This window comes from Acinetobacter endophylla (assembly GCF_053543775.1).
Window position 1 is genome coordinate 1 of sequence record NZ_JBLVOM010000258.1, and the last position, 22,071, is coordinate 22,071.

Here is a 22,071-nt window from a genome sequence, read left to right on the forward strand (position 1 = left end):
GCGACGCCCCTAATTTGATCTACAGGTGGAAGATGGCAGGGGTAGCTGGATTCGAACCAACGGATGCCGAGATCAAAACCCGGTGCCTTACCACTTGGCGATACCCCTATCTACACTTTAAACTGAACTAAAGGTGATTCTTGTAAACTGTTGACCAGGTAAGCTTTACATGGTGCATTTGCAAGAATATCTTCGATATTCAGATTGTCAGTGACTTCAATAAACACACAAGCACCTGTACCTGTAAGCTTTGCTTTTCCGAACTGGTCGAGATATTGCATTGCTTCATCGACTTCGAGATATAAGCTTCTTGCCAGTGGCTCAAAGTTATTTCCAAAATCAGATGGCGTTTCCTGATAGGCGCAAAATTTAGAGCTCTTCGTGTCTCTTGTCAATGCTTTTTGCGAAAAAAGCAGTTGAGTGCTGATAAAACAATCAGGTTTTAACACAATGAATTTTTTTTGATCTAAGTCTATGAATGTTAAGTGTTCGCCAATACCTTCCGCCCAGGCATTTTTGCCATGCACAAATATTGGCACATCTGCGCCTAGCTTGACCCCAAGCTCTGCCAGTTGTTCAACATTTAAACCGCACTGCCAGAGCTGGTTTAGCACAATCAGGGTCGTCGCTGCATTGGAAGAGCCGCCACCGAGACCTGCACCCATCGGGATATTTTTTTCCAGACGAATTTTTAGTCCAGAGAGCGTCTTAGCATAGGGCTTCAACAACTGTATCGCCCGATAGATTAAATTCTGTTGCAGATCGACGGAGGCCAGACCTTCTATCTGAACCGCATCATCAGCGCTTTGTTCAAACTCCAGCCAGTCATACAGGTCAATCAACTGAAAAATACTTTGCAGTTCATGATAGCCATTTTCACGGCGACCGGTAATATGTAAAAACAAATTCAGTTTAGCAGGCGAAGGAACACGAATTATCATGGGCTGGAATCAGGTCAATTAACGGTTTTCAATGATCATTGTAATACGGTTTTCCGCACCATTTTCAAGTGACTGCTTTAAAATCAAGCGGTTTGGCATTTTGGCCTGCGCATTATAATTGAGATCGACCGTCCAGCCCTGTTCGATAATCTGGTTAATCCGCTGCGCATCGTCTTTTTGTAATTTGGCAGTCGTGGTGGCAGGGCGGGCTTGTACCCAATCGACTAAATAACTGATCGGCGCTTGCCAGCCTGTTGCGCGTTGCAGTAACTCTTCGGCACTGGCTGCCTGAATCAGACCTGTTTTGGCACTGTTTAAGGTCACCTGTCCCGGTGTGCCAGAAATCTGGGTTTTACCGACGCCTAAAATACCGCTGAGCTCAATATCAAATTCTTCCTGCTGTTGTACCCAGGTAAAGAATGCGCTGCCAGTCTGTTGAGGGGTGCGAACGCCAATTTTACCTTGCAGCTGAAATTGATTCTCTGCCTGTACAGACGGGGTGGCAGGCGCATGTGGCTTGATCATCTGCTGACAGCCAGTTAAAAATAAAGCAGTGGCTGCAAAGGCACAGCAGCCCAATTGGCTCAAATTGCGCATAAATTAATTAACTCGTTTTGGTTTGAGGTGCTAACAATAGCGAATTAAGTTGTTTCAATTCTGGGTCATTTGGATGGTTTTGTTGTAATTGTTGTAACACTTGGTGGAAGTGTTGTAGATCACCTTTCATGTACAAGGAACGGGCATAACGTACCCCAATCTTCACATTCGGATTCAATTGATAGGCTTTGTATAACACATCCGCAGCTGTGGTGAAGTCATTCTGTAAATAACAGATATAACCATAGGTATCCAGAATCGATGCCTGTTCTGGTGCATATTCTAGTGCCTGTTCGACATAGCGGCGTGCTTCTTCGAGGCGACGGTTTTGCATCGCCAGGGTATAGGCATAGGCATTCAGATAGGTCGGACTGTTCGGTTCAATTTTAAGTAAAGTGCTGAGTAGTTCATCCAGCTTGACGCGATCCTGATGGGGATCCAGCAACAGAACTTGCGAATAGACCAGTTCAGGGTCATCCGGCAGGTTTTTGCTGGCTTCTTCCAACAGGCGAATCGCAGCTTTTTTATTCTGCATGCGCGTCAAAATATCCGCCTGAGCTAGATAGAGGAAGCTGGCATGTTGTGGATAATTCACCCTTTCCTGGGTTAAGAAACGCAGCGCATCATGCAGCTTATCCTGCTGGGCGAAAATCGAGATCATGTTGCGACGTGAGACGGTGTAAAGACTGCCATCGACCAGACGATAATAAGCTTTCGCCGTTTCATAATGCTGTTTGCGTTCTGCATTCACCGCCAAGTAATAATAGGCTTCGTTTTGATATTGCGCAGAATAACGCAGTTCGACCAGATATTTTTCGGCTTTCTCGTATTCTTCCAGGTCAATACTGGTCAGTCCGGCAATAAACAGGGCTTCTTCAGCAGTCGGCCATTTTTTTAGAATGTCTTGCAGTTTTTTCAGAGCCAAAGTCGCTTCGTTCAGCTTGACCAGATATTTGACTTCGGCCAGACGTACATCCAGATTATTACGGTGTTTACGGCTGGATTTTTCATACCATTGCAGTGTCGCCTGAGTATCGCCGAGTGCATTGAGCAGATTGGCCTTCATCAGGATATAGCCGGTCGCATTCGGACGTTTTTTTAAGGCGCGGTTAACTGTATTTAAAGCCTGTTCAAGCTGACCATTTTGTGCTTCCAGACCGGCCACTAGCACCAGAATAGATGGATTGTCCTTGGCTTTAGTGGTGCTTAAGGCCTGAATCAGATAAGTACGATCCTCTGTGCCTTCCGGTGAAATTCCGGCGAGAATTTCTTCCAGATCGGCACTGTCATCAATTTGCAGGATTTTTTCTAAGGTCTCAGCAGCCAGCTCATATTCATGCGCTTTAAGGGCAATATGTGATAAATAAAATAAAGCAGGGACGTCTTGTGGCTCTTGTACCACCCAGTGCGTGGAGATATCTAGTGCTGCCTGTAGGTCATCATGTTCCAGCGCGACATTCAGTGCACGCTGCTTGACTGAAGTGGAATTGCTCTTGATCGCCAGCACAGTATAGTTGTGCAAAGCAGTCGGAATGTCATGTGCAGCGATGGCAAACTCAGCCATCATACTTTGTTTTATCGCATCATAATTTTGATTTGCATGGTAAACTGCTTCCGCTGCATAAAGATGCGCAGTCGAAGCCATGCTACCCACCAGTAGGAATGTGGTAGAATATTGCTTAATTGTAGGGCCGTTGATACGGCTAATTGTTTGACGCAATTTTTTATTGATCCAAGTAATGCTTTTTATGACACCGATGTTGCACAATAGCATAAATTTAGTGAAATGATGACCTGATATGTCTTTCTTTGCATTGGGTGTCAACCATCAAACTGCCTCTGTAGAACTGCGCGAACAAGTGGCGTTTAACCCTGAAAAGTTAAGTGCCATTCTTGCCGAGCAAAGCCAACACCCTGAACTGAACGACATGGTGGTGGTGTCTACATGTAACCGGACCGAAGTTTACGCCATGTCTGAAAATGCTGACATGGTGCTGAACTGGCTCGCCCAAAAAAATGGGGTGAATGTCAAGCAACTGCAACATCATGTCTATCGTTATGAAAATGCCCAGGCAGTAACTCACTTAATGCGTGTTGCCAGTGGTCTGGATTCACTGATGCTGGGCGAACCGCAAATTCTGGGGCAGGTCAAAACTGCACTTTCTCTGGCCAAAGACTCCCATACGGTATCGCGCAATCTCAACCGAATTTTTGAATATGCCTTTTATGCCGCCAAACGCGTGCGCTCAGAAACGGCTGTCGGCAGTCATGCGGTCTCGATGGGCTATGCGGTGGCACAACTTGCTCTGCAAGTATTTAGTCATCCGGACAAGCTGACCATTATGGTGGTAGCAGCCGGGGAGATGAACAGTCTGGTGGCCAAACACCTCGCAGAGATGGGGGTGGGCAAGATCATTATCTGTAACCGTACCCGTGAACGTGCGGATATTCTGGCGCAGGAAATTGCACATCGGGTTGAAGTTGAAATTATAGATTTTGATCAGCTTGCAGAAAATCTGCATCGGGCCGATGTCATTTCCAGTTGTACCGGCAGTTTACATCAGGTGATCCATTTTGCCGATGTGAAGGCTGCACTGAAAAAACGCCGTTACCAGCAGATGCTGTTGGTCGATCTGGCCGTACCGCGTGATATTGATGCCAAAGTAGAAAGCCTGGACGGGGTTTATCTGTATGGGGTCGATGATCTGCAAAGTGTCATTGAGGAAAATCTGGCACAGCGCCGTCAAGCGGCGGTTGAAGCTGAGATCATGGTCAATCAGCTGGCTACAGAACTGATGACCCAGCAGAAGGTCAAACAGGCCGGGGCGACCATTCATGCCTACCGTGACCACGGGGAAACATTACGTCAGGAAGAGCTGGCATTGGCAATGCAGCGTATTGCCAAGGGTGAAAAGGCAGATACTGTACTGGCCGAGTTTTCACATCGTTTGACCCAAAAACTGTTACATCCAACCTCTATTGTGCTGCGTGAAGCAGCCAAAGCAGAAGACCCTGCCTATTTTGAGCTGTTACAGGAAGAACTGGGCAATGTAGTTGCGAAACGTCGTAAATCCAGGCATTCATTTTAATCAGTATGATGAGAGGCTTGGTTCTTTGCTGATTATTACTTCAACATAAAAAACCAGCCTGATTATTTGAGAAAATGATAAATAATACTGAGATCTAGCACCGACTTCCTTTGATTCATAAGAATAAATGATGTGGAAAATCAGTCTTCTAATAGGGTCATCGAGCGTTTGCGGTCAATTTCATAAATCTGCATTTTCAGGTTTTTCATTTCAGCAATGCTGTTAAATTTCTTGGATTTAATCTTGTTTTTTAAACACTGATATTGCAGCTTGGTTGAAAAATCAGCCGCCAATTTGTCGGCCTGTTCTGGTGATGAGGTGTAATCGCTGACATTGGCATGCTGCAGAATATGCTGCAGTTCATGATGATGGGCTGCGCAGGCACCGAGCACATAATAGATCGACAGTTCTGGGTCATCTGGCAAGTCATCAAAAATCACATTCAGAATGTTCAGAATTTTAAACAGCAGCTGATCTTCTGCCACCAGCGCGCGCAGCGGTTCAAAATGAATATACAGATAAGGATGATTCATCAAGATCGCAATCACATATTCTTCAGCATCAATTTTAGTACTAAAGCTTAAAGATGCATCCGTATTGACCTTGGGTTGCCATTTACGGTTAAAGCCCAGTTTTTCACGGAAAAATTGCTGCAGCAGATAACGGAAGGAACCGTGTTTGGGCAGTAACTCGGTCAGATTTTTTAGTTCACCCATAACCTGACTCTTGCCTTCAGGTGTGGTGATGTCCTGATTTTGGGTCAAATGGGCAAACACGAAGTCCGACATCAACGGTGCCTGTTCAAGCAAGCGTCTGAAGTTTTCTATCCCTTCACGACGGATCAATGAATCTGGGTCATGGTCAGCGGGCAAAACAAAGAACTTCAGCTCTCGGCCATCATTCAGCAGGGGCAGGGCAATGTCCAAGGTACGGCGCGCTGCTTTTTGACCGGCAGCGTCTCCGTCAAAGGCAATGGTCAGCCGATTGCTCTGCTTGAACAGAATATTCAGATGATCTGTATTACTGGCTGTACCTAAAGTGGCTACTGCGCCATGAATGCCATATTGCTGAAGCGCAATCACATCCATATAGCCTTCGACCATCAGCCATTCTTGGGCTTTCTGTTTGCGGCCCTCATAGAGGCCATACAGCAACTGGTTTTTATGGAAGACTTCAGAATCTGGCGAGTTGATGTATTTCGGCTTGATCTCGTCATTCAGGGCACGGCCGCCAAAGCCGACCACACGGCCCTTGGTATCACGGATCGGGAAAATGACTCGTTCACGCAGCAGGTCAAAATCACGGCCACTGTCGCTGGTGCGAATCAGACCTAAAAGTTTTAAGCCCTCAATATCCTGAGGAAAGGCTTTTTCCAGATGTTGCCAGTCTTCAGGCGCATAGCCTAAGCGCCAATAGGCAATGGTCTCTGCAGTCAGACCACGCTGCTTGAAGTATTGCTGGGCACTCGGGCTATTTGGGAGTTGGCGCTCATAGAACTGCGCGATATTTTCTAGCAGGTCGTAGAGGTTACCGTCTTGCTGAACTTCCGCCATCGGTAGGTGTTCAAAAGAAGCAAAAGGGTCACCATAAAAATCCTGTTCGACTGTCTGAAACTCTGCAAATGGATCGAAACTCGCCGTAGATGCAGCATTATTATTTTCTGTTGGAGCGTTATTCTGTTGCGGCTGAGTTTGTGGTGCAGTTTGAGCAGGCACGATTTTGGGTTTGGCTGCTTCACGTTTATATTTTAATTTATTGGAATCAGTATTGTCTTTAGGCAGTTCGATGCCCGTCTGGCTGGACAGGTCTTTCATCACTTCGACAAAATTACGGCTGCCAATGTCCATTAAAAAACGGATGGCATTACCGTTGGCCTGACAGCCAAAACAGTGAAAATACTGTTTGTCACGATAGACGTGGAAAGACGGTGATTTTTCCTGATGAAAAGGGCAGCAGCCTGAATAGGTACGGCCTGTTTTTTTCAGTTTTACGAATTGACCAATCACATCGACAATATCGGTGCGATCGAGAATCTGATCAATCGTATGTTGAGGAATGGCCATGGTCTGCTGAGCTTCTCGTGCTGGAATCTAAGGTCTAAATCACTGAAAAAATGAAAATAGTCTAGTTGGACATTGAATATTTCAAGTTCCTTTGTATACCTTTTGCACGTTTTGTTCAAGCCTGGGCAAGACAACGCAAAAGGGCAAGTATGATACCTTGCCCTTGAGGAAAATGCACCTGTAAAGCGCTGTCTTATTTGCTGATGCTGCCGGCCTTCTTTAGCTTTATTCAGCCGTTTTAGGACGATCCAGCAAACCAAATGAAATGCGATTGGTGATGCTGCGCTTTTCAGTTTCTGGCGTATCCGATTGTGCATCGGTGTCGGTTACAGTCTTGGCTTCTTTACCAAAAATACCCAGTGTCGCGCGGTTAAAGAAGCTGCCTTCACTACGCGCTGCACGCAGATTCACCGTCCCATCTGATTTCACCAGATTCGGATAATTCAGCTTTAATACATCCACATATTGCTGAGAAGTCGCTTTATCACCTAGCTGAGCATAGCCATAAGCAACCGTTGCCAGTGCTTCTGGAATCTGCGGAGTTTGAGGATAATGTTCAATCACCCACAAGCCACGTTCAACTGCTGCCAGATAAGCCTTACGCTTGATGTTGAAACGTGCTGCGTTCATTTCATGCTCAGCCAGTTCCTGACCGATAAACTGCATACGCTGTGCTGCATCCACTGCATAAGTGCTAGATGGATAGCGGCGAATGAAATCAACAAAATTCTGGTAAGCCACTTTCAGGTAGCTGACATCACGATGCGACTGTTTCAGCGAGGTATAACGCAGCAGGCCGTTATAGTTCTGTTCCATATTTGAGACACCGCGTACATAGTAGGCATAGTCGACATTTGGATGTTGCGGGTTCAGACGGATAAAACGCTCTGCCAGTGCGACCGCACCTTCATAATCTTTTTGCTGGAATTTTACATACAACAGTTCAAGCTGCGCTTGCGGGGCATATTGACTGGTTGGGAAATAAGTTTCCAGCGCTTCTAACTGTTTTGCTGCATCGGTATATTGATTACGATCTAGCGCTTTCTGTGCTTTTTGAATATAAACCTGTTCGCTAGATTCCGGACCTTTATCCACGACTTCTTTTTTTGGATTACTGCTACAGCCTACCATTGCCGATGCAATGCCTAACGTCACAGCAAGCATTGTCATTTTATAATGTGGTAGCGACATAAAAATTCCTCTGTTAATACGGGCAATGAGCTACAATTGCACTATTAAACCACTTTTGTCTGAATGAGCAAATGAGTCAAGCACAATCTTCCAATTCTAATATCCCTGATACTGATTTCAATTTACTTGAAGATTCTGAGGATGCAGATAACCATACTTCAGAAGCAACTGCAACACGTTTATCGTTGCAATTTCAACTGGATGAAACTTATATCGGGCAACGGATCGACCAGATTGCCGCAATGGTCTGGAGCGATTTTTCTCGAGAAAAATTAAAGCAATGGATTAAAGATGGCAATTTATTGGTGAATGGTCAACCGGTTAAGCCGAAATTTAAAAGTGATGGTTTTGAAACCCTGACTTTAAATGTTGAGCTTGAAGCGCAAACGCGCAGTCTGCCGGAAGACATTCCACTAGATATCATCTATGAAGATGACGATATTATTGTCATCAACAAACCAGTCGGTATGGTGGTGCATCCGGGTGCTGGCAATAGTTCTGGCACCTTGGTCAATGCTTTATTGCATCACTATCCGAAATCGGCTGAACTGGCGCGTGCAGGCCTGGTACATCGTATCGATAAAGACACCAGCGGTCTGTTAGTCGTTGCCAAAAATCTGGAAGCACAGTTTTCTCTTAGCAAACAGCTTGAGAAAAAATCAGTATATCGCCTGTATGACTTGGTGGTTTACGGCAATATTATTGCTGGCGGTACCATTGATGAACCAATCAAACGCCATCCGGTGGATCGTGTGAAAATGACCGTACTTCCAGGTGGTAAAGACGCGGTGACGCATTACAATGTCAAAGAGCGTTTCCAGCATTTTACCCGTGTTCAAGCCCGTCTGGAAACTGGACGTACCCATCAGATCCGTGTGCATTTTAGCTATATCGGCTTTGGCTTGGTGGGCGATCAGGTGTATATGCCACGTGTCCGTATGCCTGCAGGTGCATCGCAATTATTAGATGATACTTTGCGTGGCTTCAAGCGTCAGGCTTTGCATGCTGTACAACTCGGTCTGACCCATCCGCGTACCAAAGAAGAAATGACCTTTGAAGCACCGTGGCCGGAAGACTTTGCCAATCTGGTTGAAGTGCTGCGTACCGAAAACAAAGCCTATTAATCTTTTTATTTAGCTCGCGTCAAAGCAAGGAATCGAGATGCAATTTGTACCAGGACTTCCACAAGGTGTGTATGTCGGCCAGACTCGCGTTCACCATGCGAAAGTACAGCCATCCGCACAGCCTGAGCTTGCAGGTTTTAACTTGGCCTTGCATGTGCAGGATAATGCGCTACGGGTACAACAGCATCGTATGGCTTTATTGCAGGATTTCGCTGCCTTTGGCGTAGATAAGATTACCTGGATGACCCAGACGCATAGCACCATCTGTCATAGCATTAATGAGCAGATGCCATTTACCGCACTGGTCGGAGATGGTCTGGTGACGCAGAGCAAGGCACATGCTTTAATGATGATGACTGCAGATTGCTTGCCTGTAGTACTGGGAAATGCTGATGGCACAGAAGTTGCCAATCTGCATGCCGGTTGGCGGGGACTCGCAGGAGGTATTATCGAAAATACCATCGCAGCCATGCAAACTCCGCCGACCTGGGCCTGGCTCGGGGCGGCCATTAGTCAGCCATGTTTTGAAATTGGCGCTGAAGTAAAAGCTGCTTTTTGTAGTAAATATCCTGAACTGGACAGTGCATTTCAGCCCGGTGTACAGGCAGGTAAATATTATGCCGACCTGTATGCGATTGCGCGTTATATCTTGCAGCAACACGGCATAAATACCGTATTGGGCGGGGATCAGTGTTCTTATCGCCAGCCAGAGGAATATTTTTCTTATCGCCGTGAACCAAAAACAGGGCGTATGGCGACATTCGTGTTTATGGCATGAAAATGTTAAACTTAACTGAATTTTTTGGCTTTTGAGCGTTATGTCCCTATCTTCCAAATCTGTTGCGATTGTTTATCACAGTCCTTATGGACACACGGCTAAAGTGGCAAATTTTATTGCCGATGGTGCACGGGAAACCGGTGTTCAGGTGCATATGATGAATGTCGAACATATAGACTGGGATGTACTAGACGCCGCCGATGCAATTATCTTTGGTTGTCCGACCTATATGGGTAGCCTGACCTCTGCCATGAAGCTGTTTATGGAGCAATCCTCTAAGCGCTGGCTGGCACGTAGCTGGCAGGGAAAACTGGCAGCGGCTTTTACCAATGGTGGCGGACTTAGTGGTGACAAGCTGGCGGTCCTGCAGCAAATCAACCTGTTTGCCATGCAGCACGGGATGTTGTGGAGTGGATTGCCATTAATGCCGACAGGACGTGCCGTCACGGATCTGAACCGGATGTCGAGCTTTTTGGGTTTAATGACCCAGTCAGATAACGCACCGGTAGAAGTGACCCCACCTGAAGGCGATTTAAAAACTGCGTTCTGGTTTGGTGAATATATTGCTTTGACTCTAGCGCGTTTAAATAGCCATACTTAAAACCATAAAAAAACCTCCAAATGCGGAGGTTTTTTTATATTCAACTTTTAATCCATTATTTATGGAAAATTCGCGCTTTATCACGTTGCCAGTCACGGTCTTTTTCGGTGGCACGTTTGTCATGGAGTTGCTTACCTTTCACCAAGGCAATTTCCAGTTTGGCATGTGGACCTTTCCAGTAACACGCCAGTGGTACGCAGGAATAACCTTTCTGGTTAATCGCACCCATCAGCTTTTCAATTTCACGGCGATTCAGCAACAGCTTGCGAGTACGGGTTGCTTCAGGCACCACATGGGTCGAAGCGCTTAACAAGGGCTGAACCTGTGCACCAAACAAGAACGCTTCACCATTTTTAAAGGTAATATAACTTTCTACGATGGTCATGCGACCAGCACGCATTGATTTGACTTCCCAACCTTTTAATGAAAGCCCCGCTTCAAATTTCTCTTCAATAAAATAATCGTGGCGGGCACGTTTATTCAGTGCAATGGTACCGCCATTATTTTTTTTTACTACAATAGATGCTTTCGCCATAATCTGATACTTCCAAACGTGCTGCTATTGTACCGCAACTAGAAATAAGGTGAAGTTTTTTAAATTAATGAGGATTATTCACCAAAAAAACAAGTTTTTGCTAAAATAAGATTCTACATAACAAACAGAGTACAAATGGATGTCTAAAACTCGTGTGATTTATCCGGGGACTTTTGATCCAATTACCAATGGACATATTGATTTGGTAACACGCGCAGCGCGAATGTTTGATGAAGTCGTAGTGGCGATTGCCATTGGTCATCATAAGAATCCGGTATTCAGTCTGGAAGAGCGTGTCGCATTGGCGAAAGAGTCATTGAGTCATTTGGACAATGTTGAATTTGTAGGCTTTGATGGTTTGCTCGTCAATTTTTTCCGTGAGCAAAAGGCGACTGCTGTATTGCGTGGTTTGCGGGCAGTGTCTGATTTTGAGTACGAATTTCAGCTGGCAAATATGAACCGTCAGCTGGACTCCCACTTTGAAGCGGTGTTTTTAACCCCTTCAGAGCAATATTCTTTTATTTCATCCACTTTGGTGCGTGAAATTGCTCGATTAAGAGGTGATGTAACCAAATTTGTACCACCAAACGTGGTTGCGGCCTTCGAGCGTAAACTTCAACAAGGTTGGTAGCGTGTCTTTATATATCACCGATGAATGTATTAACTGTGATGTCTGTGAACCTGTATGCCCGAATGAGGCCATCTATATGGGTGAACTCATTTATGAGATTCATCCAGATTTATGTACAGAGTGCGTCGGACATCATGATCAACCGCAGTGCCAGTTGTTCTGTCCGGTGGATTGTATTCCACTGGATCCGAATCATGTCGAAACGCAGGAACAGCTGCAAGCCAAGTATGAAAAACTGACTGCTCAAAAAACATCAAGCAATTAGTCTCGATATTTGATACTATGCCGCTCGAAGTGAGCCAGACGATCGCTGCTGTGGAAATCTCCGTGATTGAAGCAGGGGAGGAAAGTCCGGGCTTCATAGGGCAAGGTGCCAGGTAACGCCTGGGCGGTGCAAACCGACGGCAAGTGCAGCAGAGAGAAGACCGCCTTCATTATGTTTTCGAGCAATCGGAATCGGAGGTAAGGGTGAAAGGGTGCGGTAAGAGCGCACCGCATGGCTGGTAACAGTTCATGGCGAGGTAAACCCCACCGGAAGCAAGACCAAATAGGAATCCATTAGGCATGGCCCATGCTGGATTCGGGTAGGTCGCTTGAGCGCATGAGTGATTGTGCGCCTAGAGGAATGATCGTTCACGACAGAACCCGGCTTATCGGCTCACTTCAACAAATTTTGATCAAACAGCACAATATGGGGTTGACGTGATTTACAGAAAATCCCATAATGCGCGCACAGTTTAAGGCTATGTAGCTCAGTTGGTTAGAGCACCGCACTCATAATGCGGGGGTCACAAGTTCAAGTCTCGTCATAGCCACCATATTCTGAAAAAACCCACTCCGATTGAGTGGGTTTTTTTATGCCCCAATTTTATTTTGATTGGTTTGAATATCAGAGATAGCGGATTTCAAAACTTGTAGGCAAATTTTAGCTGTTTGTTCTCTAGGTGAGAATTTTTCAGTCATTTGCTGAAAAGGATGTATGTAATTTCTAAAATCTCTTAATTCTTTGCTAAATCGATATGTATCTTTTTCAATTAAATTAATTGAATGAGATACTTCAATGAAATTATGAAGTGTCCATTGATCGAAGTTTTTTACTTTGCCATCTTTTTTAGGGCTACAGTTTGAAGTATTAAAAACCCTTGGATTTAAAGAAGCAATATTTAAGAATATTCCCTCTAATGTACTACCAGCTAATAACACAACGGAAAGGTATGCTTCAGCTTTAAAAGCTTTTTCAATTTCTATTATTCTACTTTTGATTACAGGCATTAAGGTTGGGATGAGATTTAACTGAGAGTAATCAAACTTAAATTAATGTTTTATAAAGTTATTTTCAATATTTTCATTATCTGATTGGAATTGTTCATCAAGATTGATTTTTGTAATAGGTGTAAGGTTAATTTCAGTGTTGGTTCTAGTAATTTGATATTTGTCGAATTGTAGATATTTATTGAACTCTTTAATTAACCCGAATCGCGGATAAGAAAATGACTTGAAAAATAAGAGGACTAGAGCCATCAGTTGAGTTACCACACAAAACCTAAAGCCCTAGTCCTGATGTTCAATAGTACCGAATTATTCTGCGTAATTGATGATTTCTTTCTGAAATTTGAAGCAACTTATTGGAAATTTCTCAAACAAAGCCATCATTCGTTAAGAGTCAGAACTGCACAACTTACACTTTCTGAAATTTGCTTTATTGCCATTTGGTATAAGTGCTCCCATTTCATTAATTTCAAAGCATTCTTCTCATGGTTGAAGCAGGATAAAAGTCATTTATTTAAAAGCTTACCCTGTTACCAAAGGATGATTCACCTGATCAATATGCATCAATTAGCACTACATGCTTTACATGTAGCTGTAATGAAAGGTCAATATAAACAATATTTATGGATTGATTCAACGACTCTACCAGTCTGTAAAAATCAACGTATTCAACGTCATAAATCATTAGCCAAAATTGCATCCCGTGGTAAAAGCTCAATGAGCTGGTTCTATGGCTGTAAGTTACATGTTGTTATGAATCAATTCGGTGAAATCGTTCGTTCCGCTTTCTCCAATGGGCATATTGCTGACATAAAAATGGTTGAACATTTGGTTGAAGGTTTCGAAGCAAAGCTTTATGGTGATCGTGGCTATATCAGCCAGGAATTAAAAAATAGATTAAAAGAACAAGGTATTGATTTGATTACCTATCATCGAAAGAACATGCAGTCTGTACAAGTTTGTGCATCAGATGAATATCACTTAAGACAGCGCAATAAAATAGAAACGTTATTCAGTTTATTGAAAGGACAATATAATTTAGTGACGAGTAAAGCTCGTAGTATTCATGGATTTCTAAGTGGGATTTATGCTTCTTTATGTGCATACCAATTAACCCATCGAAATAAGCCAACAATTCAAATTATGAAATCATTGGCTTAAGCAGGATTCGGGTTAATTAAATTATCTAGTCGATTTAAGTCTTCAATATAATTTATAGGATTAAATAAGTTTTTAATACATATATCTAATTTTGGTGTGCCATTTATTTGAGAAAGTCGTAGATCTGTGTACATCCATCTAGATGGAAAACCTTGCCCATATACATCTTGATAATCGAACATACCAAAAAAATCGATAATTTTTGGCCCTGATCGGTATTCGGTGATTTCATTGATTAAGTCACGAAGTTTTTCAAGTGTCTTAGTTGATAGATGCATATTTATTCAAAATAATGGTTTGAATTAAATATAATGTTTAGATCAAACTTTGTACATAATTAAGCAGTGATTTCACATCATCCGTTTGCAATTGCTCACGCATTTTTAAAAACTGCTTTTCATCTATATCGTAAATTTTAAGTGAAAGCAGTTTTTCGATATCTTCTTGCGGGAAACGGTATTTAATGATTTTTGCAGGTACGCCGCCCACAACTGCATAAGGTGGCACATCTTCAGTCACAACAGCACCTGTTGCGACCACAGCACCTTCACCAAGCTTTACACCGGGCATAATCATGGCACGAGAACCAATCCAGCAACCATCACCAATAATCGTGTCACCCGCAAGTTCAAAACCCCGTGTATCGAACGGAAATGCTGAAATCCAGTCGGTACGGTGTAATTGGTTGCTGCCCATCATAATCACGCATTCTGCGCCAAAACAGACGAAATTGCCGATATAGAGCTGATCAATCGGCTTCTCAGGCGTTGCAGGCTTATCATGTAAATAACGTACCACACAACGCTCAAAACCCTGATCCCAATAAGCTGAGTAGTATGAGTAATTCCCTTTAATGTGAATATTCGGATTTTTCACCGTTTTCGAAATAAACTCGAACTCACACCAATGCTTTACAGGAGAATTAATTAACTTTTCAGACATAAGGGAGATACAAAAAATAGTGAATAAGAAATTATACCTAATCGGGGTTTAAACTTGCTGAATAATATCTAAAAGACATTCGCGCACGCATAAAACAATGATTAAGCTGTGGTCGATGCTGGAGGAATACGAGCAATCACCTTAATTTCAAAATCAAAACCTGCTAACCACGTGACACCTACAGCTGTCCAATTAGGATAAGGCTTTTGTGTAAACACCTGATTTTTAACTTTCATGATGCTTTCGAACTGCTGTTCTGGATCAGTGTGAAAGGTGGTGACATCAACAATATCATCGAAAGTACAACCAGCCGCTGCCAAAGTTGCAGCTAAGTTTTTAAAAGCCTGTTCTACCTGTTTCTCGAAATCTGGTTCAGGAGAGCCATCTTCACGGCTACCGACCTGACCCGATACAAAGAGTAAATCTTCCGATTTGATCGCAGCAGAATAACCATGCTGTTCATACAGGGCATGGCGGTCTTGGGGAAATATCGCAGTTCTAGTCATGTCTATTCTCATTCAATATCTAATTTATCAGTGAGTGAAAGCAACTTGACTTTCACATACGCTTCGTATGTAAACATAATTGACATACGGTCCGTATGTCAATTAAAATTTTTATGATGATGAGGTAAAGTAATTCATGTCTGTTCGTGAACAAAAGATGGCGGAAACCCGCAAGAAACTGATAGAAGTGGCACGCCGTGCGTTTGCGGAATATGGTTATGCTGGCACTTCAATGGATAAGCTCACGGCAGAAGCAGGGCTGACTCGTGGAGCGTTGTATCACCATTTTGGTGATAAAAAAGGCTTGTTTGCTGCAGTGGTCGACCAGATCGATTCGGAAATGGCTTCATCTGCCCAGCAGCATCTGGAGCAGCCTGCTGATCTGTGGGAAGGATTGATGCTAGAAGGGCGGACCTATATTCAAAATGCCTTAAATCCGGAATTCCAGCGCATTGTGCTGCGTGACGGGCCGGCTGTGCTAGGCGATCCTGCACATTGGCCAAGTCAAAACAGATGTTTGCAGTCCACGCGTGAATGTGTTGAACAATTATTGGCAGTAGACCGAATTAAAACAGTTGATCCAGAAGCTGCTGCGATATTTTTAAATGGTGCAGCAATGAATGCAGCACTCTGGGTGGCTTCTAGCGAACATCCTGAGCAAGTACTCACTGAGGCCTTATATGCATTTAATTTATTTGCATCGGGGTTTTTAAAAGAAGCACAGAGTTAATCCGTTTGTAGGAAGCGGATAAAGGTAAAAAACCCCTCAATCGAGGGGCTTTAAATTAAATAGCTTTAAATTTTAAAGATATTCAACTTTCACAATTTCGTATTCAACTTCACCGTTTGGTGTATTGATTTTCACATCATCGCCTTCGTTTTTGCCCAAAAGACCACGTGCAATCGGCGAGTTCACTGAGATCTTGTTGATCTTAAAGTCTGCTTCGTCATCGCCTACAATTTTATAGGTTTTCTGTTCTTCAGTATCCAGATTTTCAATCGTGACAGTCACACCAAAAACTACACGACCATTCTGTTCAAGTTCTTTGACATCGATCACCTGAGCTGCACCCAGTTTGCCTTCGATGTCCTGAATACGGCCTTCGCAGAAGCCTTGCTGTTCACGTGCTGCATGGTATTCCGCATTTTCTTTTAAGTCGCCGTGTTCACGCGCTTCTGCAATTGAAGCTGTAATACGTGGGCGATCCACTGTTTTCAGTTGGTGTAATTCTTTCTCTAAGGCAATTTTGCCTTCAGGTGTCATAGGATAACGTTGCATGTTGTCCCTCAAAAGTCAGTTGAAAGATATAAAATCTATAAATAAAAAAAAGCCCGCCACCAAGAAGGTAGCGGGACTTCTTGGAAGCGAATTAACCTTTAGTTAGGTCTTGCAAACGATATACATCCATTGGCAATTTAATTGCTAAAGCTTGGCATACTGCATCCGCACCATTCAATGTAGTTGTGTTATACACTTTACCTTGAAGTGCTGAACGACGGATCGAGAATGAGTCTTCTTGTGCCTTTTTGCCTTCAGTCGTGTTAATCACAAGGTGGATTTCGCCGTTTTTAATACGGTCCACAATGTTAGGACGACCTTCAGTCACTTTATTGACACGTTCACATTCAAGACCAGCATCGCTAATCACTTTAAATGTACCATCAGTTGCAAGAATCTTGAAGCCTAGGTCAATCAATTGTTTTGCAATACCCGCCGCACGTGGTTTGTCTGAGTCACGTACAGAGATAAATGCGTGTTTGACTTCACCTTCAGTTGGAAGACCTGGTAAACGCTCATTTGCACCTAAAACAGCTTTATAGAACGCTTCACCAAATGTTTTACCAACGCCCATCACTTCGCCAGTCGATTTCATCTCAGGGCCAAGGATCGGGTCAACACCAGGGAATTTGTTGAACGGGAACACGGCTTCTTTGACAGAGAAGTGTTCAGGAATAATCTCAGTTGTGAAGCCTTGCGACTCAAGAGATTGACCAGCCATGCAACGTGCAGCAACTTTCGCTAAAGATTCGCCGATACACTTAGAAACGAATGGCACAGTACGAGATGCACGTGGGTTCACTTCCAGGATGTAAACGTCTTCGCCTTTAACCGCAAACTGAACGTTCATCAAACCGATCACGCCAAGCTCTTTTGCCATAGCCACGGTTTGACGACGCATTTCGTCCTGAATCTCTTTAGATAGAGAGTAAGGAGGAATCGAACATGCCGAGTCACCTGAGTGAATACCCGCTTGTTCAATGTGCTGCATGATGCCGCCAATCACAACGTCTTTACCGTCAGATACGCAGTCCACGTCAACTTCGATCGCATCATCTAAGAAACGGTCAAGAAGAACAGGCGCTTCGTTTGATGCTTGAACTGCATCACGTAAGTAGCGTTTAAGTTCTTCATCGTTGTACACGATTTCCATCGCACGACCACCAAGGACGTAAGAAGGACGTACTACAAGCGGGTAGCCGACTTTAGATGCTTCAGCCATACCTTCTTCAGCAGATTTTACAATGCTGTTGTTCGGTTGACGAAGTTGCAGACGTTGAATCATTTGCTGGAAACGTTCACGGTCTTCTGCACGGTCAATCGCATCAGGTGATGTACCGATAATTGGCGCACCGGCTTCTTCTAGAGCACGAGCCAATTTCAAAGGTGTTTGACCACCGTACTGAACGATAATGCCTTTCGGCTTCTCGATACGTACGATTTCTAAAACGTCTTCTAAAGTGATTGGTTCGAAGTACAAACGATCTGATGTGTCGTAATCCGTTGAAACTGTTTCAGGGTTACAGTTCACCATGATCGTTTCATAGCCGTCTTCACGCATAGCCAGGGCAGCGTGTACACAGCAGTAATCGAACTCGATACCTTGACCGATACGGTTAGGGCCACCGCCGATCACCATGATCTTGTCTTTGTTCGATGGATTTGCTTCACATTCTTCATCGTAAGTTGAGTACATGTAAGCTGTATCAGATTCGAATTCTGCAGCACATGTATCGACACGTTTGTAAACTGGCGTTACGCCCAGGTTCCAACGGTGTTTACGGAATTGCTTTTGTGAAATACCCATCAAGTCCGCAATGCGAAGATCTGACAAACCTTTACGTTTGAACGAACGGATGTTATCCGCATTCAAGTCGCCAAAACCTAAAGTTTTGATTTGGTTTTCAGTTTTGATGATGTCTTCGATTTGAATCAAGAACCAGCGGTCGATGTTCGTTGCAGCGAATACTTCGTCTAAAGTAAAGCCGTGACGGAATGCGTCGCCCACGTACCAAATACGCTCTGGACCTGGCACTTTAAGTTCTTGCAAGATCTTGTCGCGCGCACCTTCAGCACCCACTTCAATTTTTTCGTCAAAACCAGAAGCACCCACTTCAAGACCACGAAGGGCTTTTTGTACAGATTCCTGGAAGTTACGACCAATCGCCATCACTTCACCGACAGATTTCATCTGTGTGGTTAAAGTCGCATCAGCTTGTGGGAATTTCTCGAAGTTAAAACGAGGAATCTTGGTTACAACGTAGTCGATTGCAGGTTCGAACGATGCAGGTGTTGTACCGCCAGTGATGTCGTTTTTCAACTCATCAAGCGTATAACCCACAGCCAGTTTCGCAGCGATTTTCGCAATCGGGAAACCAGTTGCTTTAGAAGCAAGGGCAGATGAACGTGATACACGTGGGTTCATCTCGATTACAACCATGCGGCCAGTATTTGGGCAAATACCGAACTGTACGTTAGAACCACCAGTTTCAACACCAATTTCACGTAGTACAGCTAAAGAAGCGTTACGTAGTAACTGGAATTCTTTGTCTGTAAGCGTTTGAGCAGGGGCAACAGTGATTGAGTCACCAGTGTGTACGCCCATTGGGTCAAAGTTTTCAATCGTACATACGATGATACAGTTGTCGTTTTTGTCACGAACAACTTCCATCTCGTATTCTTTCCAGCCAATTAAAGATTCATCAATCAATAATTGTTTAGTCGGAGAAAGATCGAAACCGCGTTCACAAATTTCGATAAATTCTTCTTTGTTGTATGCGATACCGCCACCAGAACCACCCATGGTGAATGATGGACGGATAATTACTGGGAAGCCGAAACGTGCTTGAATTTCTAAAGCATGTTCCATTGACTCAGCAACGTCAGCTTTTGGACATTCAAGACCAATTTTACGCATTGCCTGGTCGAACAGTTTACGGTCTTCAGCTTTTTCAATCGCTTCTTTGGTTGCACCGATCAATTCAACATTGAATTTCTCTAAAATGCCGTGCTCATCGAGGGCAAGGGCACAGTTCAATGCCGTTTGACCACCCATGGTTGGAAGAACAGCATCTGGACGTTCTTTCTCAATGATCGCTGCAACAGTTTGCCAAGTAATTGGCTCAATGTAAGTTGCATCCGCCATGGTTGGGTCGGTCATGATGGTCGCTGGGTTCGAGTTGACCAAAATAACGCGGTAACCTTCTTCACGAAGGGCTTTACATGCTTGAGCACCTGAGTAGTCAAACTCACATGCTTGACCGATGACAATCGGACCAGCACCAATAATCAAGATGCTTTTAATGTCAGTACGTTTAGCCATGATGCTTCCTTAATTACTTCTTAGATGCTTCGATAAGTTCGATGAAATGATCGAACAATGGTGCGCAGTCATGTGGACCCGGGCTTGCTTCAGGGTGACCCTGGAAGCTGAACGCAGGTTTGTCTGTACGATGGATACCTTGGTTGGTGCCATCAAACAGTGAGCGATGCGTTACACGCAACACATCAGGCAGATTGCTTTCATCGACTGCGAAGCCATGGTTTTGAGAAGTAATCATCACTGTACCGTTATCAAGATTTTGTACAGGATGGTTCGCACCGTGGTGGCCGTGAGGCATTTTTAAGGTTTTAGCACCACTTGCAAGCGCAAGGATCTGGTGACCCAGGCAGATACCAAATACTGGAATTTCAGTGGTTTCTACAATTGTTTTTACAGCTTCAATTGCGTAGTCACATGCAGCCGGATCGCCAGGGCCGTTCGATAGGAACACGCCATCTGGATTCAGTGCAAGTACATCAGCAGCAGGAGTTTGCGCCGGCACAACAGTCAGTTTACAACCGCGGTCTGCGAGCATACGTAAGATGTTGGTTTTGACACCGTAATCGTATGCAACAACATGGAATTTAGCTTCTGGTTGAGAGAAACCTTTGCCTAATGTCCAAGAGCCTTCAGTCCATTCAAAACCTTCAGGGTCGCAACATTCTTTTGCCAGGTCTAAACCGTTTAAACCACCGAATGCACGTGCTTTTTCAAGCGCTTCAGCTTCAGTGATATTTTCGCCAGCAAGGATACAGCCATTTTGCGCACCTTTGTCACGTAAGATACGTGTCAGTTTACGCGTGTCGATATCCGCAATTGCCACAACATTGTGTTGTACCAAATATTCAGCTAATGATTGGGTGGAACGGAAGTTACTGTGCAGTAAAGGCAGGTCGCGAATGATCAATCCGTTCGCCCAAACCTTATGAATACGACCTGATTCAGCGTCTTCTTCATTGCAGCCTGTGTTACCGATATGTGGGTAAGTCAGTGTCACAAGTTGCTGTGCATAACTCGGGTCAGTCAAAATTTCTTGATAGCCAGTCATGGCAGTATTGAAAACGACTTCACCAGTCGTACTACCCGATGCGCCAATCGAAGTACCTTTAAAGATAGTTCCGTCGGCAAGGGCTAAAATTGCTGGGGTGCTCAAACCAAAGCTCCTGAAATTTAGGCTGTAAAAAAGCGAGAAGACGAAAAAAAAGGAAGGCTATTTTTTAAACCTACCCTCCTATGTCTGCTCGCTTGAACTTAACACGGCATTATACGCAGAATGCCCCCCAAAGTCCAACGGCTTTGCAGCGAAAGTATGAGATAAATGGCTTGCTTTTTGCATGGAAGTCTGTTTTGTAGGCAATGTGAAAAAATGTAAGCAATTAATAATTGTCAGACAAATCAAATCTTAATTTTTATCAAATCTACTAATATAGCTTAGTCGATATAACAATAGGAACAAGACAAATGGCTACAGCACCTAAATCTACTACATCTAAAAAAATCACTCCGAGCGTGGTGACTGAAACTGCCGAGAAGCTTGAAAAAGTAGCAGTCGAGGCTAAAGATCAGGCAATTGGAACCATCGAGGAAAGTAAGGAAAAGCTTGAAGTTGAAGCCAAGCAGTTAAGCGACACTGTGCAGGAACAATTGCGTCAATTTAAGCAGGAGGTGTTACAGCGTATTGATACTTTGAAGGAGCAGATTTTCGGTTCACAGAAAGAATTAACCGAATTAAAAAGCTTTATCAAGACAGAATTCAACGCTGTCGTCGAAGACTTATCCAATCTGGGTAAAGAACTGAAAGAAGATGTCAGCCAGATTTCGACCAAACATAAGGAACATCTGACCGATACTTTTAAACGTTCTAAGGACAGTACCATTGAAGTACTAAAAAAAGTCAAACCCGTGGTGAAAACAGAGAGCTCAGACAAAAGTCCTGAGCTGAAAAGTTAGGCTGCGCTGAAAGGCCGCTAGTTAAAAAAAGGAGAACAATCAAATGTTCTCCTTTGTCTTTATGCAGCAAAACGGACTCACAATAACAATTA

General features: G+C 43.9%; 22 protein-coding genes, 2 tRNA genes and 1 other RNA gene. 11 read left to right on the forward strand and 14 right to left on the reverse strand.

Features of this window, described 5'->3' with window-relative positions:
* Window positions 1-33: 33 nt before the first annotated feature.
* The 4 genes from ACNPNW_RS14120 to wthA all read right to left on the reverse strand — a co-directional run bounded on the left by ACNPNW_RS14120 (window position 34) and on the right by wthA (window position 3,258).
* Window positions 34-108: transfer RNA gene (locus ACNPNW_RS14120), tRNA-Gln, on the reverse strand.
* A gap of 2 nt (window positions 109-110) precedes the next feature.
* A complete protein-coding gene (gene ispE, locus ACNPNW_RS14125; protein ID WP_448767089.1) occupies window positions 111-938 on the reverse strand; it encodes a 4-(cytidine 5'-diphospho)-2-C-methyl-D-erythritol kinase in 828 nt (275 codons plus the stop codon).
* Window positions 939-959: 21 nt separating this feature from the next.
* A complete protein-coding gene (lolB, locus tag ACNPNW_RS14130; protein WP_005106318.1) occupies window positions 960-1,538 on the reverse strand; it encodes a lipoprotein insertase outer membrane protein LolB in 579 nt (192 codons plus the stop codon).
* 7 nt (window positions 1,539-1,545) lie between these two features.
* Window positions 1,546-3,258, reverse strand: coding sequence for a CtpA protease adaptor WthA (wthA, locus tag ACNPNW_RS14135; protein WP_216071046.1), 1,713 nt, complete (start codon window positions 3,256-3,258; stop codon window positions 1,546-1,548).
* A 79-nt stretch (window positions 3,259-3,337) separates the two neighbouring features.
* Between wthA and hemA the strand changes: the two genes are divergently transcribed.
* The gene (hemA, locus tag ACNPNW_RS14140) at window positions 3,338-4,627 is read left to right on the forward strand and encodes a glutamyl-tRNA reductase (RefSeq protein ID WP_423090207.1); all 1,290 of its coding nucleotides are present in this window, start codon (window positions 3,338-3,340) and stop codon (window positions 4,625-4,627) included.
* 140 nt (window positions 4,628-4,767) lie between these two features.
* Here hemA and ACNPNW_RS14145 read toward each other — a convergent pair whose 3' ends face one another.
* Entirely contained in the window at window positions 4,768-6,690 is a 1,923-nt protein-coding gene (locus ACNPNW_RS14145) for a DNA primase (RefSeq protein ID WP_311203728.1), read from the reverse strand.
* A gap of 225 nt (window positions 6,691-6,915) precedes the next feature.
* Complete coding sequence (gene bamD, locus ACNPNW_RS14150) at window positions 6,916-7,881, reverse strand: outer membrane protein assembly factor BamD (RefSeq protein WP_311203727.1); 966 nt, start codon at window positions 7,879-7,881, stop codon at window positions 6,916-6,918.
* Window positions 7,882-7,952: 71 nt separating this feature from the next.
* Between bamD and rluD the strand changes: the two genes are divergently transcribed.
* Genes rluD through ACNPNW_RS14165 form a run of 3 tightly spaced genes read left to right on the forward strand, consistent with a single transcriptional unit; the run spans window position 7,953 to window position 10,384 of the window.
* Window positions 7,953-9,005, forward strand: a complete 1,053-nt coding sequence (gene rluD / locus ACNPNW_RS14155; RefSeq protein WP_005106323.1) for a 23S rRNA pseudouridine(1911/1915/1917) synthase RluD — start codon at window positions 7,953-7,955, stop codon at window positions 9,003-9,005.
* Between the two features lie 37 nt (window positions 9,006-9,042).
* Window positions 9,043-9,783 carry a peptidoglycan editing factor PgeF gene (gene pgeF, locus ACNPNW_RS14160; protein WP_448767084.1) on the forward strand — a complete coding sequence of 247 codons (741 nt, stop codon included), beginning with the start codon at window positions 9,043-9,045 and terminating at the stop codon, window positions 9,781-9,783.
* 40 nt (window positions 9,784-9,823) lie between these two features.
* Window positions 9,824-10,384, forward strand: coding sequence for a flavodoxin family protein (locus ACNPNW_RS14165; protein WP_004645771.1), 561 nt, complete (start codon window positions 9,824-9,826; stop codon window positions 10,382-10,384).
* Between the two features lie 55 nt (window positions 10,385-10,439).
* Here ACNPNW_RS14165 and smpB read toward each other — a convergent pair whose 3' ends face one another.
* Window positions 10,440-10,919, reverse strand: coding sequence for an SsrA-binding protein SmpB (smpB, locus tag ACNPNW_RS14170; protein WP_004280586.1), 480 nt, complete (start codon window positions 10,917-10,919; stop codon window positions 10,440-10,442).
* Between the two features lie 139 nt (window positions 10,920-11,058).
* Between smpB and coaD the strand changes: the two genes are divergently transcribed.
* The 4 genes from coaD to ACNPNW_RS14190 all read left to right on the forward strand — a co-directional run bounded on the left by coaD (window position 11,059) and on the right by ACNPNW_RS14190 (window position 12,368).
* The gene (gene coaD / locus ACNPNW_RS14175; protein WP_004280585.1) at window positions 11,059-11,550 is read left to right on the forward strand and encodes a pantetheine-phosphate adenylyltransferase; all 492 of its coding nucleotides are present in this window, start codon (window positions 11,059-11,061) and stop codon (window positions 11,548-11,550) included.
* A 1-nt stretch (window position 11,551) separates the two neighbouring features.
* A complete protein-coding gene (locus ACNPNW_RS14180; RefSeq protein ID WP_004280584.1) occupies window positions 11,552-11,815 on the forward strand; it encodes a YfhL family 4Fe-4S dicluster ferredoxin in 264 nt (87 codons plus the stop codon).
* A gap of 26 nt (window positions 11,816-11,841) precedes the next feature.
* Window positions 11,842-12,219: RNase P RNA component class A (gene rnpB / locus ACNPNW_RS14185), an RNA gene on the forward strand.
* A 72-nt stretch (window positions 12,220-12,291) separates the two neighbouring features.
* Window positions 12,292-12,368 (forward strand) — tRNA-Met (locus tag ACNPNW_RS14190).
* A gap of 37 nt (window positions 12,369-12,405) precedes the next feature.
* Here the strand turns inward: ACNPNW_RS14190 and ACNPNW_RS14195 are convergent.
* Entirely contained in the window at window positions 12,406-12,822 is a 417-nt protein-coding gene (locus ACNPNW_RS14195) for a hypothetical protein (RefSeq protein WP_420937851.1), read from the reverse strand.
* A gap of 288 nt (window positions 12,823-13,110) precedes the next feature.
* On the opposite strand from ACNPNW_RS14195, the gene ACNPNW_RS14200 reads away from it, so the two are divergent.
* Window positions 13,111-13,980, forward strand: a complete 870-nt coding sequence (locus ACNPNW_RS14200) for an IS982 family transposase (RefSeq protein WP_423090210.1) — start codon at window positions 13,111-13,113, stop codon at window positions 13,978-13,980.
* On the opposite strand, the gene ACNPNW_RS14205 is transcribed toward ACNPNW_RS14200, so the two are convergent.
* From ACNPNW_RS14205 to ACNPNW_RS14215, 3 genes are all read right to left on the reverse strand, one after another.
* The gene (locus ACNPNW_RS14205; protein WP_423090211.1) at window positions 13,977-14,258 is read right to left on the reverse strand and encodes a hypothetical protein; all 282 of its coding nucleotides are present in this window, start codon (window positions 14,256-14,258) and stop codon (window positions 13,977-13,979) included. The two genes, ACNPNW_RS14200 and ACNPNW_RS14205, sit on opposite strands and share 4 nt — an antisense overlap.
* A 37-nt stretch (window positions 14,259-14,295) precedes the next feature.
* Window positions 14,296-14,922 (reverse strand): CatB-related O-acetyltransferase, encoded by a 627-nt coding sequence (locus tag ACNPNW_RS14210; protein WP_420937866.1) that lies wholly within the window; start codon window positions 14,920-14,922, stop codon window positions 14,296-14,298.
* A gap of 101 nt (window positions 14,923-15,023) precedes the next feature.
* Entirely contained in the window at window positions 15,024-15,428 is a 405-nt protein-coding gene (locus ACNPNW_RS14215; RefSeq protein ID WP_004280579.1) for a RidA family protein, read from the reverse strand.
* A gap of 136 nt (window positions 15,429-15,564) precedes the next feature.
* On the opposite strand from ACNPNW_RS14215, the gene ACNPNW_RS14220 reads away from it, so the two are divergent.
* Window positions 15,565-16,158 (forward strand): TetR/AcrR family transcriptional regulator, encoded by a 594-nt coding sequence (locus tag ACNPNW_RS14220; protein ID WP_423090213.1) that lies wholly within the window; start codon window positions 15,565-15,567, stop codon window positions 16,156-16,158.
* A gap of 72 nt (window positions 16,159-16,230) precedes the next feature.
* On the opposite strand, the gene greA is transcribed toward ACNPNW_RS14220, so the two are convergent.
* The 3 genes from greA to carA form a co-directional block, all read right to left on the reverse strand.
* Window positions 16,231-16,707 carry a transcription elongation factor GreA gene (gene greA, locus ACNPNW_RS14225; protein WP_004645764.1) on the reverse strand — a complete coding sequence of 159 codons (477 nt, stop codon included), beginning with the start codon at window positions 16,705-16,707 and terminating at the stop codon, window positions 16,231-16,233.
* 91 nt (window positions 16,708-16,798) lie between these two features.
* On the reverse strand, window positions 16,799-20,029 hold the full coding sequence (gene carB / locus ACNPNW_RS14230; protein ID WP_138742916.1) for a carbamoyl-phosphate synthase large subunit: 3,231 nt from the start codon (window positions 20,027-20,029) through the stop codon (window positions 16,799-16,801).
* Window positions 20,030-20,042: 13 nt separating this feature from the next.
* Window positions 20,043-21,182: a glutamine-hydrolyzing carbamoyl-phosphate synthase small subunit gene (gene carA, locus ACNPNW_RS14235; RefSeq protein WP_004280574.1), complete on the reverse strand. Its 1,140-nt coding sequence runs from the start codon at window positions 21,180-21,182 to the stop codon at window positions 20,043-20,045.
* A gap of 308 nt (window positions 21,183-21,490) precedes the next feature.
* Between carA and ACNPNW_RS14240 the strand changes: the two genes are divergently transcribed.
* On the forward strand, window positions 21,491-21,979 hold the full coding sequence (locus ACNPNW_RS14240; RefSeq protein WP_129716258.1) for a hypothetical protein: 489 nt from the start codon (window positions 21,491-21,493) through the stop codon (window positions 21,977-21,979).
* Window positions 21,980-22,071: the final 92 nt, after the last annotated feature.

Bases quoted from the DNA above. Each gene is read 5' to 3' on its own strand.
- lolB (WP_005106318.1), bottom strand. From the start codon at position 1,538: ATGCGCAATTTGAGCCAATTGGGCTGCTGTGCCTTTGCAGCCACTGCT.
- ACNPNW_RS14195 (WP_420937851.1), bottom strand. From the start codon at position 12,822: ATGCCTGTAATCAAAAGTAGAATAATAGAAATTGAAAAAGCTTTTAAA.
- ACNPNW_RS14210 (WP_420937866.1), bottom strand. From the start codon at position 14,922: ATGTCTGAAAAGTTAATTAATTCTCCTGTAAAGCATTGGTGTGAGTTC.
- pgeF (WP_448767084.1), top strand. From the start codon at position 9,043: ATGCAATTTGTACCAGGACTTCCACAAGGTGTGTATGTCGGCCAGACT.
- bamD (WP_311203727.1), bottom strand. From the start codon at position 7,881: ATGTCGCTACCACATTATAAAATGACAATGCTTGCTGTGACGTTAGGC.
- carB (WP_138742916.1), bottom strand. From the start codon at position 20,029: ATGGCTAAACGTACTGACATTAAAAGCATCTTGATTATTGGTGCTGGT.
- ACNPNW_RS14200 (WP_423090210.1), top strand. From the start codon at position 13,111: ATGTTCAATAGTACCGAATTATTCTGCGTAATTGATGATTTCTTTCTG.
- greA (WP_004645764.1), bottom strand. From the start codon at position 16,707: ATGCAACGTTATCCTATGACACCTGAAGGCAAAATTGCCTTAGAGAAA.
- ACNPNW_RS14145 (WP_311203728.1), bottom strand. From the start codon at position 6,690: ATGGCCATTCCTCAACATACGATTGATCAGATTCTCGATCGCACCGAT.
- rluD (WP_005106323.1), top strand. From the start codon at position 7,953: ATGAGTCAAGCACAATCTTCCAATTCTAATATCCCTGATACTGATTTC.
- ACNPNW_RS14165 (WP_004645771.1), top strand. From the start codon at position 9,824: ATGTCCCTATCTTCCAAATCTGTTGCGATTGTTTATCACAGTCCTTAT.
- ACNPNW_RS14240 (WP_129716258.1), top strand. From the start codon at position 21,491: ATGGCTACAGCACCTAAATCTACTACATCTAAAAAAATCACTCCGAGC.
- ACNPNW_RS14205 (WP_423090211.1), bottom strand. From the start codon at position 14,258: ATGCATCTATCAACTAAGACACTTGAAAAACTTCGTGACTTAATCAAT.
- smpB (WP_004280586.1), bottom strand. From the start codon at position 10,919: ATGGCGAAAGCATCTATTGTAGTAAAAAAAAATAATGGCGGTACCATT.
- ACNPNW_RS14220 (WP_423090213.1), top strand. From the start codon at position 15,565: ATGTCTGTTCGTGAACAAAAGATGGCGGAAACCCGCAAGAAACTGATA.
- hemA (WP_423090207.1), top strand. From the start codon at position 3,338: ATGTCTTTCTTTGCATTGGGTGTCAACCATCAAACTGCCTCTGTAGAA.
- coaD (WP_004280585.1), top strand. From the start codon at position 11,059: ATGTCTAAAACTCGTGTGATTTATCCGGGGACTTTTGATCCAATTACC.
- ACNPNW_RS14215 (WP_004280579.1), bottom strand. From the start codon at position 15,428: ATGACTAGAACTGCGATATTTCCCCAAGACCGCCATGCCCTGTATGAA.